Raw genomic sequence first — 13,569 nt, 5'->3', positions numbered from 1 at the left:
GGCATGCTCGAATGGGGTTTTTATTAGCTGTTAAGCTGGAACAGCGACAGCTTGGACATGTCGGTAAAGGTCTTATAAGAAGCCTGCAGCGCCGTCTGCTGCATGGTGTAGCTGGAGATGGCCGAGGTGTAGTCGGTGTCGACCAGGTTACTCATTTCGCTGCTCAGGATCACGTCGCGGTCGTCGCCCTGACCGTCCAGCGTGCTCAGCTCAGAGAGCTGGGTGCCGATTTCGGAGCGCACCGTCAGCACGTTATTCAGCGAGTTGCTGAGGCCGCGGTTGGTTTTATCCATCGCATCCTGGAACGTCTGTTTAGTGGCATCGTCGGCATCTGCCTGCGGCGTTTTCAGGGCGGCAATCGCGCTGTCGAGCATATTAAAGAGATTGGTTTCGCTGGCGCTGCCGTCTGGCTCTTTGGTGGCGTTGCCGGTAATCGACATAAAGATATCGTCGCCGGTGTGCCCGACGGTCATGGTGCGGCTGGTGTCGACCTTCTGCGTGATGGCGTCGGTGCCGCCGACATAGCTGACGGCGCCGCTGCCGTTGTCGGCGAACGGCGCACTGTCGGTTTTGTAGCCGGCGAAGATATAGCGGCCGTTGCCGTCTTTGCTGTTCGCCAGGTTCAGCAGCTGCGAGCGCAGCCCTTCCAGCTGGGTGGCGATAGAGCCGCGGTCGTCGTCGCTCAGCGTGCCGGTAGAGCCGTAAACGATCAGCGTCTGCGCGTCCTGAATGGTGCTGGTCACGCTGCTAAGCGTGTTCTCTTCCATCGACAGCCCCTGATTGGCGAAGGTGCGCGCCAGCGCATACTGGCTGCTCTGCGCCTGGCTCTGCGCCACTACCACCGAGCGCGACGCGGCGATAGGATCGTCGGACGGATTGTTGACGCGGCGGCCGCTGGAGAGCTGCTCGCCGACTTTCAGCCAGGAGGCTTGCGAATCGGAAATCCCGCGCACCTGCTGGTTAAAGATCATGTTGGTACTGAGTCGCATGGTTCTTTTCCTTAGCTGATGTTGAGCAGCGCGTCGAAGATGGTGCTGGCGGTTTGCAGCACCTGCGCGTTCGCCATGTAGTACTGCTGATATTTGGTCAGGTTGGCGTACTCTTCATCGAGGTTGACGCCGGAGACGGACTGCTGACGATCCGTCAGCTGATCCACCACGTTTTTCTGCGTGGTGCTGGCGGTTTCCAGCGTGCTGGTTTTGTTGCCGACGCTGCTGACGATGCTGGCGTAGGCCTGTGACAGCGTGGCGTTGCCGTTCACCAGGTTGGCGTCCTGCAGATCCAGCAGCTTCTGCGCGTTGCGGTTGTCGCTTTCGCCGCCCGTTGCACCCGCCGCGGCAATCTGCGATTCATCGGTGATCGCCACCGACATACCGCTGATAACGTTCTGCACCGGCTTCACCAGGAAGCTGTCTTTGGCGTTCGGCGTGCCGCTTACCGTCAGCTGCAGGCCGTCGAAGCTCAGCGTGGCGTTGCCAGAGGCGTCGGTGCCCGCCGTCGCGGTAATCTTGACGTTGTCGGAGGCGCGCGTCACGTTCCAGTTGGTGCCGTCATAGCTGACAGTGTAGTTAGAGGCTTTCAGCGCGCTGCTATCGGTCCAGGCCGCCGTCACGGTGGTGGTGGAGCTGTTTTTGCTGTTGCTGACCACCGACGGGCTGCCGATGTTGAAGAAGTCGGTGCCCTGATCGCCGTTGCTGTCGTAGCCCTGCTTATGCACCTCGTTAAAGCTGGTGGTAAAGGCGGCCGCCAGCTGGCCGAGCTGGTTCTGCGCGGTGTCGAGATCCTGCGAGCGGAACGCCATCAGGCCGCCCAGCGAACCGGTGGTGATGCTTTTCTCGGCGATTTCCACATTGCCGGCGCTGTTATCCACATAGCCGACGGTGGTGCGCGACGGATCGCTGCTGGAGGGCATCGCCACCAGGCTGGTGGCTTTGTTGCCGTTAACCAGCGTCAGGCTGCCCATGGAGACGATATAGTTGCCATCCTGCTTCGAGACGCTGACGCCAACGATATCGTTAAGGTTGTTCACCAGCTGATCGCGCTGATCCAGCAGATCGTTCGGCTGCGCGCCATCGGCGGTGCTGAGTTTGGCGATCTGCTTGTTGAGATCGGCGATCTGACTGGTATAGGTGTTGATCTGATCGACGTTCGAGGCGATGTCGGTGTTAACGCTGCTCTGCATATTGGTCAGATACTGCGAGGTGGTCTGGAACTGGTTCACCAGGCCCTGCGCATAGCTCAGCATCGACTGGCGCGCCGAGGGATCGTCCGCGTTGCTCACCACGTTCTGCAGGTTAGTAAAGAAGCTCTGAATCGACGTCGAGAGGCTGGTGGTCGAGGTAGAGAGCAGATCGTCGATGTTGGAGATCTGCGAATACTGGGTGTTGGCCGCGCTGTAGGTGGCGCTGGAGCCGCGCAGCTGCGCCGTGATGAACTCGTCATATTCGCGCTGCACGCCGGTGATGCTGGCGCCGTTGCCGTAGTAGCTGCTGCCCTGCAGCGTGCTGTTGGCCTGCGACAACAGGATCGTCTGCCGCGAATAGCCCGCCACCGTGTAGTTCGTAATGTTATTACTGGTGGTGCTCAGCGCCGCCTGTGCGGCGCTCAGCCCACTCATCGCAGAGTTTATTATGCTGGACATCTCGGTTCCTTTCTTTCCCGTTAACCGGGCTGGCAGTCAGTAGTGCTCGCCCGTGCGCGCAAACGCGTCTGGCATCTGCAACTGTTATCGGCGTGCTTAAGTGAAACTTGAGGCTTAACGCCTAGAAGAGATCGTTTAAATCTTTGCTGTACGCCTTTACCACTTTCTCGCCCATGTTTTTGAATTGCTGGATCATTCCCACCAGCTTCTGCGCATATTTGGGATCGGTGGCGTAGCCGGCGGCCTGCAGCGCGTGCGCGCCCTGCTCGGCGCTCTGCGCGCTGGTGACCGCGGCGTAGCGCGGGTTGTTCGAGAGGAGTTTGACGTAGTCGGTCAGCGCCTCGAAATAGGAGTGATAGACGCGGAAGCTGGCGCGCACCTTCTTCGCCTCGCCCTGGTCATATTCCGTGGTCATGATATCGGTGGTTTCGCCCTTCCAGTCGCCGCTCGCCTTAATGCCGAAGACGTTATAGCTCGGCTTGCCGTCGCGGGTCAGGATCTGACGCTGGCCCCAGCCCGACTCCAGCGCCGCCTGCGCCAGGATCAGATGGTGCGGAATACCGCTGCTGGCGCTGGCGGCCTGCGCAGGCTGCGCCAGCTGCGCGATAAACTCGCTGCTGTCGGCCGGCAGGTTCGCCGGCGACACCGGCAGGCGCGGCAGCGCCTTACGCACCATCTGCTCCAGCTGGCTGGAGGCCGCCGCGCTGTAGATAAAGCTTTCATCGAGCGGCATCGGCACGGTGCCGGCGCGCTCGTCGGGCGCCTGCGCCGGCTGCATCTGTTTGACGATCAGATCGGCCATGCCCAGCCCGCGCTTGCCGATCTCCTGCGCAATCTGCTGATCGTACATCGAGGTGAACATTTTGGTCGATTCGTTGCTGAAGATGCCGTCCTGCGGCAGCGCTTCGCGCATGCTCTTCATCATCATCTGCACAAACATCCCCTCGACCTGCTTCGCCACCTGCAGCGCCTTGCCTTTCGGATCGGTGCTGGCTTCGCGCTTCAGGTCGTTCAGCGAGCGGCTGTCGAACGCCGCATTGGTCAGCGATTGCGTATCCATCGTCAGATGATTTCCAGTTTGGCGCGCAGACAGCCCGCGCTCTGCATCGATTGCAAAATCGACATCAGCTCGATAGGCGATGCGCCTAAGGCGTTAAGCGCGCGCACCACATTGTTCAGGTTGGCGCTGGCGTTGACGCGCTGCAGCGCCCCGCCGCTCTGGCGCAGATCGATCTGCGTCTGCGGCGTCACCACCGTCTGTCCGCCGGCCAGCGGCGTATTCGGCTGGCTGACGTTCTGCGACTGGTTGACCGTGACCGACAGGTTGCCCTGCGCCACCGCACAGGTGTTCAGCGTCACTTCGCGGTTCATCACCACCGAGCCGGTGCGCGAGTTGATAATCACTTTGGCGTCTTCAATCGGGATGGCGACGTCGATGTTCTGGATCTCCGCCAGCAGGCGCACCTGCGAGCTGTTGTTGGGCGAGACGCGCACCTGCACGGTGCGGGCGTCGAGCGCGGTCGCCGCGCCGTAGCCGCCGCGTCCGTTGATGGCGTCGGCGATGCGCTGCGCCATCGAGAAGTCTTCGTTGTTGAGCTGCAAATTAAGGGTGTTCTGGCTGCCGAAATTGCTCTGCAGCTCGCGCTCGACGGTGGCGCCGCCGGTAATGCGGCCGCCGTTGAGCTGGTTAACCTGCACGCTGCTGCCGCCCGCCGACGCGCCCGCGCCGCCGACCAGAATATTGCCCTGCGCCAGCGCGTAAACCTGGTTGTCGACCCCTTTCATCGGCGTCATCACCAGCGTGCCGCCGCGCAGACTTTTGGCGTTGCCGAGCGACGAGACCACCACGTCGATGGTCTGTCCCTGACGGGCGAAGGCCGGCAGCTGCGCCGTCACCATCACCGCCGCGACGTTTTTCAGCTGCATGTTAGTGCCCTGCGGCACGGTGATGCCGAGCTGGGAGAGCATGTTGCTGACGGTTTGCGTGGTGAACGGCGTCTGGGTAGTCTGGTCGCCGGTGCCGTCGAGGCCCACCACCAGGCCGTAGCCGATCAGCTGGTTGTTGCGCACGCCCTGCACGCTGGTGAGATCGCGAATGCGGTCCGCGTGGGCGCTCAGGCAGAGGCCGAGCAGCAGGCTCAGGCCCAGCAGTAAACTTTTCACACTTTTCATCATGACCTCATTACATCGGCGCAACGTTCAGGAAGAAACGCTGGAACCAGCCCATGGTCTGCGCTTCGTTGATATAGCCGTTGCCGACGTATTCGATACGGGCATCGGCTACCGCGGTCGACAGCACCGCATTGCTGGCGCTGATGGTGCGCGGGTTCACCACGCCGGAGAAGCGAATAAACTCCGTGCCCTGGTTGATCTCGATCTGCTTCTCGCCGACCACGCGCAGGTTGCCGTTGGACAGCACCTGATTCACGGTCACGGTAATGGTGCCGGTAAAGGTGTTGTTGGCGGTGGCGCCGCCTTTGCCGGCGAAATCGTTTTTGCCGTTGGCGCCGAGGTTGGCTTTCGCGCCGTCGCTGCCGACCAGGCCGTTCAGGCCGGTAGGAATGGCGTCGAGGCCGAAGCTGGCGCTGCCGTCGCGCGTGGCGTTGGCCGAGGAGCTTTTGCTGGCGCTGACGTTCTCCTGCAGCGTAATGGTGAGCGTATCGCCGATATTGCGCGGGCGACGATCCTCAAACAGCGGCTGATAGCCGTAGTTGAGCGGCGCGACGCCCTGGAAAATGGAGCCGTTGACCACCGGCGGCGCGGAAGGCAGCGGCTGTGCCGTCGTTGCGCCCTCCACCAGCGGCGTGCGCGGCACTAACGCACAACCGTTAAGGGTCAGCAGCAGTGTCGCCGCCAACCAATGTCCAGGCTTTATATTCAGTTGCTTCGCCACGGAGTCACGACCTTATAGATGTGTTGACTTCAGGCCAGCCAGCGCTGGCCCTGATAACCGGAAATTAGATCTGGGTTAACTTCTGCAGCATTTGATCGGAGGTGCTGATCGCCTTGCTGTTGATTTCATAGGCGCGCTGCGTCTGGATCATGGTGACCAGCTCTTCCGCCACGTTGACGTTAGAGGTTTCCACATAGCCCTGATAGAGCAGGCCCGCGCCGTTCTGGCCTGGGGTGCTCTGGGTCGGCGCGCCCGACGCCTGGGTTTCCTGGTAAAGGTTTTCGCCCATGCTGTCGAGACCGGCGTCGTTGATAAAGGTGCTGATGGTCAGCTGCCCCACCTGCGCCGGGTTGGTCTGGCCCTGCTGCGTCACGCTCACCACGCCGTCGCGCGAGATGGTGATGCTGGTGGCGTTGGCCGGAATGGTAATGCCTGGCTGCACCGGATAGCCGGCGTTGTTAACCAGCTGACCGTTCTGATCCACCTGGAAGGAGCCGTCACGCGTATAGGCGGAGGTGCCGTCCGGCAGCTGCACTTCAAAGTAGCCCTGGCCGTTGATCGCCACGTCTTTCGAGTTGCTGGTCTGCGACAGGTTGCCCTGCGTGTGCAGACGCTCGGTGGTGACCGGACGCACGCCGGTGCCGATCTGCAGGCCCGACGGCAGCGTGGTCTGTTCAGACGACTGCGTGCCCGGCTGACGCAGGGTCTGGTACATCAGATCTTCAAACACCGCACGCGAACGTTTAAAGCCGTTGGTGCTAACGTTCGCCAGGTTGTTGGAGATAACGTCCATATTGGTTTGCTGGGCGTCAAGACCGGTTTTGGCGATCCATAAGGAACGAATCATCTGTTTTCCTCTGCCTTAGCTGCTCATGTTCAGCAGCTGATTGGCTTTTTGTTCGTTTTCGTCGACGTTGGTGATGACTTTCATCTGCATCTCGAAACGTCGGGCGTTGGCGATCATATCGACCATGGTTTCGACCGGCTTGACGTTGCTGCCCTCCAGCACGCCCGGCATTACCTGCACCGTGGCGTCTGCCGCCAGCGCCGCGCCGCGCGTCGCCTGCGCCTGCTGGGTCGGACGGAACATGCCGTCGTCGCCGCGCTGCATCTCTTTGCCGGTGGCTTTCACCAGCTTCAGCTTGCCGATCTGCACCGTGGCGTTAGGCGCATCGCCCGCATTGCGCGAGGTGATGGTGCCGTCCGTTGCGATGGTCAGCTCGGCGCCCTGCGGCACCGCAATCGGACCGCCGTCGCCCATGACGGGATTGCCCTGGACGGTCAGAATGCCGGTCGAGCTGATCTGCATGTTGCCGTTGCGGGTATAGGCCTCGCTGCCGTCGGCGGTGCGCACCGCCAGCCAGCCATCCTCGCCCATCGCCACGTCCAGCGTGCGTCCGGTATTGTCCATCGCGCCCTGGCTCATATCGGCGCCGGGCGTCGAGGCGGCCACCAGCGTGCGCGTCGGCAGCGACCAGCCGCTGACCGGCACCGCACGCAGCGCGTTGAGCTGCGCGCGAAAGCCCGGCGTCGAGGCGTTGGCGAGGTTGCTGGCCGTGACGGCCTGCTGATCCAGCGTCTGGCTGGCCGCGCCCATCGCGGTATATATCGCGTGATCCATAAAGCAATCCCGTTAGTGAATTAACGCAAGTTGACCAGGGTGTTGAGGATCTGGTCCTGAGTTTTGATGGTCTGGGCGTTCGCCTGATAGTTGCGCTGCGCCACGATCATGTTGACCAGCTCTTTGCTCATATCGACGTTCGACGCTTCCAGCGCGCCAGAGGTCAGCGAGCCGTAGGTGCCGGTGTTTGCCAGACCGATCGCTGCCTGACCCGAGGAGCTGGTAGCGGCCCAGACGTTGTCGCCCTGCGACTGCAGCCCTTCCGGGTTAGAGAAGCTCGCCAGCACGATCTGACCCAGCAGCTGGGTTTTCTGGTTGGAGTAGCTGCCGGTAATGGTGCCGTCATCGTTAATGGCGTAGCTGGTCAGGTCACCTGGCGCGTAGCCATCCTGCGTCGGGTTGCCGAAGGTGGTGGTGCCGGTGTTCTGCTGCAGGCTGCCGAGCATGCTCAGAGAGATGCTCTGGTTGCCCGCCGCGCCGTTGGAGCCGTCGATGGTCAGGTTGACCGTGTTGCCGGTGCCGCCGTTGATGCCGGTCAGGCCGCCGTTAGCGTCAAACGTCAGGGTAAAGTCGCCCGCGCTGGTGCCGGTGGTAGAGTCCATCGCATGCACCGTCCAGTTGTTGTCGGCGGTTTTGACGTAGTACATGTCCAGAGTGTGGTCGTTACCCTGTGAGTCATAGACCGTCATGGTGCTTTTGGCGTTGTAGCTGTCGACGTCGCTGGCGCTGAAGGTAGTCACGCTCGGAATGGTGCTGGTGGAGTTCAGGTTCGCCACCTGGGTCGCGGTGGTGGTGGCGCGCGCCGCCATCTGCGTGGTCGGAATGCTCAGCGCCACCGGGTTGGCGCCGGTCTGCACGGTCGGCGGCGTGCCGCTCACCGGATAGCCGGTCACGGTCAGCCCCTGGGTGTTCACCAGGTTGCGGTTCTCATCCAGCGTGAACTGGCCGTTGCGCGAGTAGTAGACCGCGCCGCTGGTGTCGGTCATGCGGAAGAAGCCGTTGCCGCTCAGCGCGACGTCCAGGCCACGGCTGGTGGTGGTGGTCGAGCCATCGTTAAAGTTCTGGATCACCGCCGCCACTTTGGTGCCGAGGCCGACGTTGGAGCCGGCGAACATATCGGCGAAGGCGATGGTGCTGGACTTAAAGCCCGCGGTCGCGGAGTTGGCGATGTTGTTGCCGATAACGTCCAGGTTGCTGGAGGCAGCGCCCAGGCCGCTCACCGCTTGGGAAAATGACATGTGTATTTCTCCTGTTTAGAGATGAATCAGAGAATCTGACGTACTTCATCAAGGGTTGCGGAGCCCATGGTGCCGAGATCCAGTTTGGTGGTGCTGTCTGCCGTCGACACGCCGTTAACGTAGGCGTAGTTGAGCGGCTGAGCGACCAGCTGCGTGCTGCCATTGCTGGCGGCGATTGAAACCGTATATTTGCCGTCCGGCGCGGTGGAGCTGTCCGCCAGGGTGCCGTCCCACGAGAAGGTGTGCACGCCGGAAGAGAGCGCGCCCAGATCGATGGTGCGCACCACGTTGCCGCTTGAATCTTTAATGGTGGCGGTGGTGGCGGTCGAGGCGGTGGTCAGCTCGACGCCAAACGGCGTGGTGGTGCCGCTGCCGACCAGCACCTGCGATCCGTCCACCATCACGCCGTGGCCGATCAGCGTCGAACTCTGCAGCGACTGGCTGGTGCTGATCTGGCCGGAGATCGATCCCAGCGTGGTATTGAGTTTTTCAATGCCGCTCAGGGTGTTGATCTGCGCCAGCTGGGTGGTGAGCTGGCTGTTGTCCATCGGATTGGTGGGATCCTGGTTCTGTAACTGCGTCACCAGCATGGTCAGGAACTGATTTTGCAGATCCTGCGCCGTGTTGCTGGTGCTGCTGTTGGATGAGCTGAGGACCGTGGGGTCCAGATTCTCATTGACGCCTACCGCAATGCCCATGTCGTTTCTCCGTTAAGAACCCATCGTCAGGGTTTTCATCATCATTGATTTCACGGTGTTCAACACCTCGACGTTGGCCTGATAGCTGCGCGACGCCGACATGGTGTTGACGCTCTCCGCCACCACGTCGACATTCGGCATCTTCACGTAGCCCTTGTCATCCGCCAGCGGGTTGCCTGGGTCGTAGACCAGCTTCGCCGGAGAGGGATCGTCCAGCACCTGCGCCACTTTCACGCCGCCGGTCGCCGCGCCGGGCGCCGCATCGGTCTGGAAGACCACCTGCTTCGCCACGTAGGGCTTGCCGTCCGGGCCGGTGACGCTGTCGGCGTTGGCCAGGTTGCTGGCGCTGACGTTGAGTCGCTGGGATTGCGCGGTCATCGCTGAGCCGGCAATGTCAAAAATATTCAGCAATGCCATGATTATTGCCCTTGTAACACGCTCATCATGCCCTTGATCTGGCTGCTGATGAGGGTGAGATCGGTCTGATACTTCAGACTGTTGTCCGCGAACTGGGTACGTTCGCGATCCATGTCGACGGTGTTGCCGTCGGCGGCAGGCTGATCGGGAATGCGATAGAGCAGATCCGCTGACGCCGCCGAATTGACCTGCGCCTCGATATGGCGCGGCGAGGTGACTTTCAGCGCCATGCCACTGCCTTCGGCGCGGCCGTTCTTCATGACCCGACTCAGCTCGCTGGCAAAGTCGATATCCCGCGCCTGATAGCCTGGGGTATCGGCGTTGGCAATGTTAGACGCCAGAATCTCCTGCCGTTGCGCACGCAGGTTGAGAGCTTCGGTGCCGAACTGCAGCGCAGCATCCAGTTTGTCGAGCATGCTTCCTCCGCGAATGAGAATTTCGAGCGGACAGCTTAAGTGGGAAAAAGCAAGGGCTATCGTCTGAATAACGTCAAAAAAGGCGCCTATTTTTGGTCTTGATTTTGTCGCGGCGCGAGTAGACTCGTCGCCATTAGCAGCAAGGAGTCTTTTGATGCGTAACATTACCGCCCTGTTGGCCGGCCTGCTGGCGCTGGTCGCCCTGCCCGCCGCCGCCGACCTTTCCGCCCAGCTGACGGGCTTTTTTCAGGCCCGCGACGCGCAGCATGCAGCGGGCATGACGGTTGAGATTAAAACGCCGCAGGCGCAGTGGCCGGCCTGCGACGCGCCGCAGTTTTCGCTGCCCGGCAACAGCCGCCTGTGGGGCGCGATGAGCGTGGCCGCCACCTGCGGCGATACGCGACGCTTTCTGCAGGTGCAGGTGCAGGTGACCGGCCAGTATCTGGTGGCGACACGTCTGCTGGCGCGCGGCTCGACCGTCAGCGCCGACGATTTTCGTCTGCAGAGCGGCCGTCTCGACACTCTGCCCGCCCGCGCGCTGTTTGACGCGTCGTCGGTAGCGGACGCCGTGGTACTGCGCGATATCGCGCCGGGCCAGCCGGTAACGCTGTCGATGATGCGCCAGCCGTGGCGCGTGAAGGCGGGTCAGAGCGTGATGGTGATCGCCAGCGGCGAGGGCTTTAACGCCAGCGGCGAAGGCAAGGCATTAAACAACGCCATCCTGGCGCAGTCGGTGCGTGTGCGTATGGGCAACGGTCAGGTGGTGAGCGGAAAAGTCGATGCGGATGGGAATATTCTGATATCGCTATAAGGCGCTAAAGAACGCTGTTGTTCGGCCGATAGAGAAATCAACTAAGCGATTACGCTATTCTGATTCAGGTGGCAGTTTCCCCTGACCGTACAGGAGCCCGAATATGAGCATCGACAGAACGCAACCCCTGAAGCCCGTCGCTACCGTGCAGACCCGCGAAAGCAACGAGTCCGCCGCCGGTAAAACGCGTCAGGCGTCGAGCACCACGGCAACCACGCCCGCAGCGGCCCAGGTAAGCCTGAGCAACGCGCAGTCGCAGCTGACCCAGCCGGGCAGCCAGGACATCAACGTGGCGCGCGTTGAACAACTGAAAACCGCCATTCGCAATGGCGAACTGAAAATGGATACCGGCAAGATCGCCGACGCGCTGATTGCCGACACTAAGGCGTATTTAGAGGGTAACTAATCCCCATGAGCAACCTGTTGACCACATTAGATAAGATGCAGGAGGTGCTCTCCTCGCTGTCGAACGTTCTCGACGAGGAGCAGCATCAACTGGCCGCCGGCAAGATTAACAGCAATCTGCTGCAGCGCATCACCGAAGATAAAGGCGCGCTGCTGGCGACGCTGAGCTATCTGGACGAGATGCGCCGCAGCACCGAGCGACAGCTCGGTACCCAGGCGCCTTATGCGGGTCACAGTGATATGACGCGCCGCTGGCAGAGTATCGGCCAGATGACGCGCCGCCTGAACGACGCCAATATTCATAACGGTCTGCTGCTCAATCAGCAGATCCGCTTTACCGAAGAGGCGCTGAGCGTGCTTAAGCCGCATCAGACGCAGGCGTTTTACGGCCCGGACGGGCTGGGCAAAGGCCAGGCGACGCTCAGCCGGAAGGCATAACATTCGAAGCCGGATAGCGCAAATCCGGCTTTTCCCTCTGAAATTAAGCATACTGCATCACCGGTTGGCGCTTCCTCACGGCCTTTCATCGTGAAGTTTCATCAAAAGAGTAAGACCTGAGCCCCCATTTTACACGACCGCGTTTTTCATCATTTAACACCTCGTCGACAACGCCATTAACCAGCGAAAGGCATTGCGCGCCCTGTTGCCCTGTCGCCTTAAGACTTTTATTCGCTCTTTCAGCATATTCCAGAAACGAAGGCTTATTATAAACAACGGGGTCAGGCAACGTCGCGCAGACCGAGTTGCTGCCTATTCTGTCAGTATCACTGTCCCGGTCTTGCTGGCTGATATAGCTATCAATCTTATTTAACGTCTCAAGCGTCTCAGCAGGCGCTGACAGTAGCGCATTGACCAGCGCGTCCCGCAGTGCAATGCTTTGAACCGAATTAATTTTGCCGGATAGCGCAGGCGTGAATGCTATAAATACTTTATCGCCCTCAGAAACGCCGCTAACAAACGTGTTAAAACAGTGCTGATTGGTCAAAATTATTTTCTCATCTAACATCGCGCTGCAGCGGTTTGTATTGGCAAAATTAGCAGCTGGGTAGATAAGTAAAAGAGAGGTCATGATAAACAGAGATTGTTTTTTCATCTTATCACTTTTAGCGTTCTGTCCGATGAGAGGGCGATGAGACGGCGAGTGTGATAACCCATAATTATGCATCCCTCAGAAGCCCATCCCGCCGGAGGCGCGATGCGCTCTCCATGGATACGAAAAGCGCTACGGCCATAACTTTCACCCGATGTTTGTATTAACGTTATGGTTAATGGTCCTTTAGAATGCGTATAACCGCCGATATGATACGTCCCCTGGGGTAACGGGCCTAATCCGCGGACCTGCTGGCGATCAGGGTTATTTTTGTTAGTCATCCTTCCCGCGTATCCCTGTTCAATCATTTCGCCGTTATGAAACAATTCTCCTGTGCTCTGCTTATATATCCATGCCATACCTTTTCCATCTCCTTTATTAAGCCCTGACTCGCCAACTGTCAGCGTGCAATATATTCCCGTCAACATAATGTGAAGTTAACTTTTCATAGGATAAGGCAACAGATTCAACAGGCTCTATCGCTGATCCGTAGCGACTTTTAATATCGTACATTAATGTTGCGTTAGAGCAGACCTGAACACCTTCTAAAAACAGGGTGAAATAGTGTTCCTCCTGTCCATTATCATTGATTCTGTAATAATCAAACTTAGCGGATTTTAGCTTTTCTCCGTTAGTCAGCGCTTTTAATAAACAGGGCGTAGATGAATCAGTAACTTTATCAAAGTAGAGTGGCTGATGGCACCTCGCACTCGCACTTTTCCCTGTATATGGATCAACCGGAACCTCGGTCAGACTCATTACAGACAAGACCTCTATGCTGTTTTCTCTTCCTGAAACGTCAGCAGAACCTTTTATTAAATTACCCACATCATCATACAGCCATGCATAAACTGGTATAGCCATTTCCTCTTTCCTCTTTTAACGGCCTGATTACAGACTATAAAGATAAAAAGGTGTGGGCTAAAACAGCCTCAGCAAAAAGTTATGGTCATCTGATACTGATTAATTTAACCGCATGAATAGAAATAAAAATAAAAAAACTGCGAGAGAAGCTCGTTAAAATCAATATACCTATTTTTTTACTGGAACAGGTTAAACATAGATTTTACTTGCATTACTGCACAGGCTGCTATGTCTACATTGTCAGATGTGCAAAAAAACGCTTTTAAGGCGTAATGCTTGTCAGGAAAGGCCACCTTTTTCTTAAAACGGCGGCTTGTGTGTTATGCGTGTCAGCATTCCGGTGCGGGCCACCGCGCCTCCTCTGCTGCCGGGCCGTCCTCGCGCCGCTTCGCGGTGCCTTCGGCTGCAACGTCGTGCCGGACGGACCGTTCGGGTACGGCCATCCAGGCCTACCCGAACTGCCTGTCGCATCCCT

At 59.2% G+C, this 13,569-nt stretch carries 17 protein-coding genes; 3 read left to right on the top strand and 14 right to left on the bottom strand.

The genetic code is table 11. The annotated features are described in order from the left end of the window. Positions 1–23: 23 nt before the first annotated feature. The 11 genes from flgL to flgB all read right to left on the bottom strand — a co-directional run bounded on the left by flgL (position 24) and on the right by flgB (position 9,924). The gene (gene flgL / locus B2J69_RS18030) at positions 24–989 is read right to left on the bottom strand and encodes a flagellar hook-associated protein FlgL (protein ID WP_081141015.1); all 966 of its coding nucleotides are present in this window, start codon (positions 987–989) and stop codon (positions 24–26) included. Positions 990–1,000: 11 nt separating this feature from the next. After that, positions 1,001–2,641, bottom strand: a complete 1,641-nt coding sequence (gene flgK / locus B2J69_RS18025; RefSeq protein ID WP_081141014.1) for a flagellar hook-associated protein FlgK — start codon at positions 2,639–2,641, stop codon at positions 1,001–1,003. Between the two features lie 121 nt (positions 2,642–2,762). Beyond that, positions 2,763–3,701, bottom strand: coding sequence for a flagellar assembly peptidoglycan hydrolase FlgJ (gene flgJ, locus B2J69_RS18020; protein ID WP_081141013.1), 939 nt, complete (start codon positions 3,699–3,701; stop codon positions 2,763–2,765). 2 nt (positions 3,702–3,703) lie between these two features. Continuing rightward, positions 3,704–4,804 carry a flagellar basal body P-ring protein FlgI gene (locus B2J69_RS18015; RefSeq protein WP_371824338.1) on the bottom strand — a complete coding sequence of 367 codons (1,101 nt, stop codon included), beginning with the start codon at positions 4,802–4,804 and terminating at the stop codon, positions 3,704–3,706. Positions 4,805–4,823: 19 nt separating this feature from the next. Next, positions 4,824–5,534: a flagellar basal body L-ring protein FlgH gene (locus tag B2J69_RS18010; protein WP_081141011.1), complete on the bottom strand. Its 711-nt coding sequence runs from the start codon at positions 5,532–5,534 to the stop codon at positions 4,824–4,826. 64 nt (positions 5,535–5,598) lie between these two features. Continuing rightward, entirely contained in the window at positions 5,599–6,381 is a 783-nt protein-coding gene (gene flgG / locus B2J69_RS18005) for a flagellar basal-body rod protein FlgG (RefSeq protein ID WP_033750971.1), read from the bottom strand. A 15-nt stretch (positions 6,382–6,396) separates the two neighbouring features. Then, a complete protein-coding gene (locus tag B2J69_RS18000) occupies positions 6,397–7,155 on the bottom strand; it encodes a flagellar basal body rod protein FlgF (RefSeq protein WP_081141010.1) in 759 nt (252 codons plus the stop codon). Between the two features lie 20 nt (positions 7,156–7,175). Then, positions 7,176–8,393: a flagellar hook protein FlgE gene (flgE, locus tag B2J69_RS17995; protein WP_081141009.1), complete on the bottom strand. Its 1,218-nt coding sequence runs from the start codon at positions 8,391–8,393 to the stop codon at positions 7,176–7,178. A 26-nt stretch (positions 8,394–8,419) separates the two neighbouring features. Continuing rightward, complete coding sequence (gene flgD, locus B2J69_RS17990) at positions 8,420–9,091, bottom strand: flagellar hook assembly protein FlgD (protein ID WP_081141008.1); 672 nt, start codon at positions 9,089–9,091, stop codon at positions 8,420–8,422. Positions 9,092–9,103: 12 nt separating this feature from the next. Next, positions 9,104–9,508, bottom strand: a complete 405-nt coding sequence (flgC, locus tag B2J69_RS17985) for a flagellar basal body rod protein FlgC (RefSeq protein WP_033789486.1) — start codon at positions 9,506–9,508, stop codon at positions 9,104–9,106. A 2-nt stretch (positions 9,509–9,510) separates the two neighbouring features. Further along, positions 9,511–9,924, bottom strand: a complete 414-nt coding sequence (flgB, locus tag B2J69_RS17980; RefSeq protein ID WP_081141007.1) for a flagellar basal body rod protein FlgB — start codon at positions 9,922–9,924, stop codon at positions 9,511–9,513. 154 nt (positions 9,925–10,078) lie between these two features. Here flgB and flgA point away from each other — a divergent pair, with 154 nt between their 5' ends. From flgA to flgN, 3 genes are all read left to right on the top strand, one after another. Beyond that, positions 10,079–10,735 carry a flagellar basal body P-ring formation chaperone FlgA gene (gene flgA / locus B2J69_RS17975; protein ID WP_081141006.1) on the top strand — a complete coding sequence of 219 codons (657 nt, stop codon included), beginning with the start codon at positions 10,079–10,081 and terminating at the stop codon, positions 10,733–10,735. Between the two features lie 103 nt (positions 10,736–10,838). Further along, positions 10,839–11,141 (top strand): flagellar biosynthesis anti-sigma factor FlgM, encoded by a 303-nt coding sequence (flgM, locus tag B2J69_RS17970; protein ID WP_081141005.1) that lies wholly within the window; start codon positions 10,839–10,841, stop codon positions 11,139–11,141. A gap of 5 nt (positions 11,142–11,146) precedes the next feature. Next, positions 11,147–11,578 (top strand): flagellar export chaperone FlgN, encoded by a 432-nt coding sequence (gene flgN / locus B2J69_RS17965; protein ID WP_081141004.1) that lies wholly within the window; start codon positions 11,147–11,149, stop codon positions 11,576–11,578. 85 nt (positions 11,579–11,663) lie between these two features. Here flgN and B2J69_RS17960 read toward each other — a convergent pair whose 3' ends face one another. Genes B2J69_RS17960 through tssD form a run of 3 tightly spaced genes read right to left on the bottom strand, consistent with a single transcriptional unit; the run spans position 11,664 to position 13,094 of the window. Beyond that, positions 11,664–12,233 carry a hypothetical protein gene (locus B2J69_RS17960; RefSeq protein WP_081141003.1) on the bottom strand — a complete coding sequence of 190 codons (570 nt, stop codon included), beginning with the start codon at positions 12,231–12,233 and terminating at the stop codon, positions 11,664–11,666. Next, entirely contained in the window at positions 12,230–12,589 is a 360-nt protein-coding gene (locus B2J69_RS17955) for a tlde1 domain-containing protein (protein WP_081141002.1), read from the bottom strand. The genes B2J69_RS17960 and B2J69_RS17955 overlap by 4 nt, the downstream gene beginning before the upstream one ends. A gap of 19 nt (positions 12,590–12,608) precedes the next feature. Next, positions 12,609–13,094, bottom strand: a complete 486-nt coding sequence (tssD, locus tag B2J69_RS17950) for a type VI secretion system tube protein TssD (RefSeq protein WP_081141001.1) — start codon at positions 13,092–13,094, stop codon at positions 12,609–12,611. Positions 13,095–13,569: the final 475 nt, after the last annotated feature.

Origin of the sequence: Pantoea latae, from assembly GCF_002077695.1 — a bacterium.
Taxonomy (GTDB): domain Bacteria; phylum Pseudomonadota; class Gammaproteobacteria; order Enterobacterales; family Enterobacteriaceae; genus Pantoea; species Pantoea latae.
Note: the sequence above shows the minus strand (reverse complement) of the source record. Positions and strands in the feature narration are given on the sequence as shown.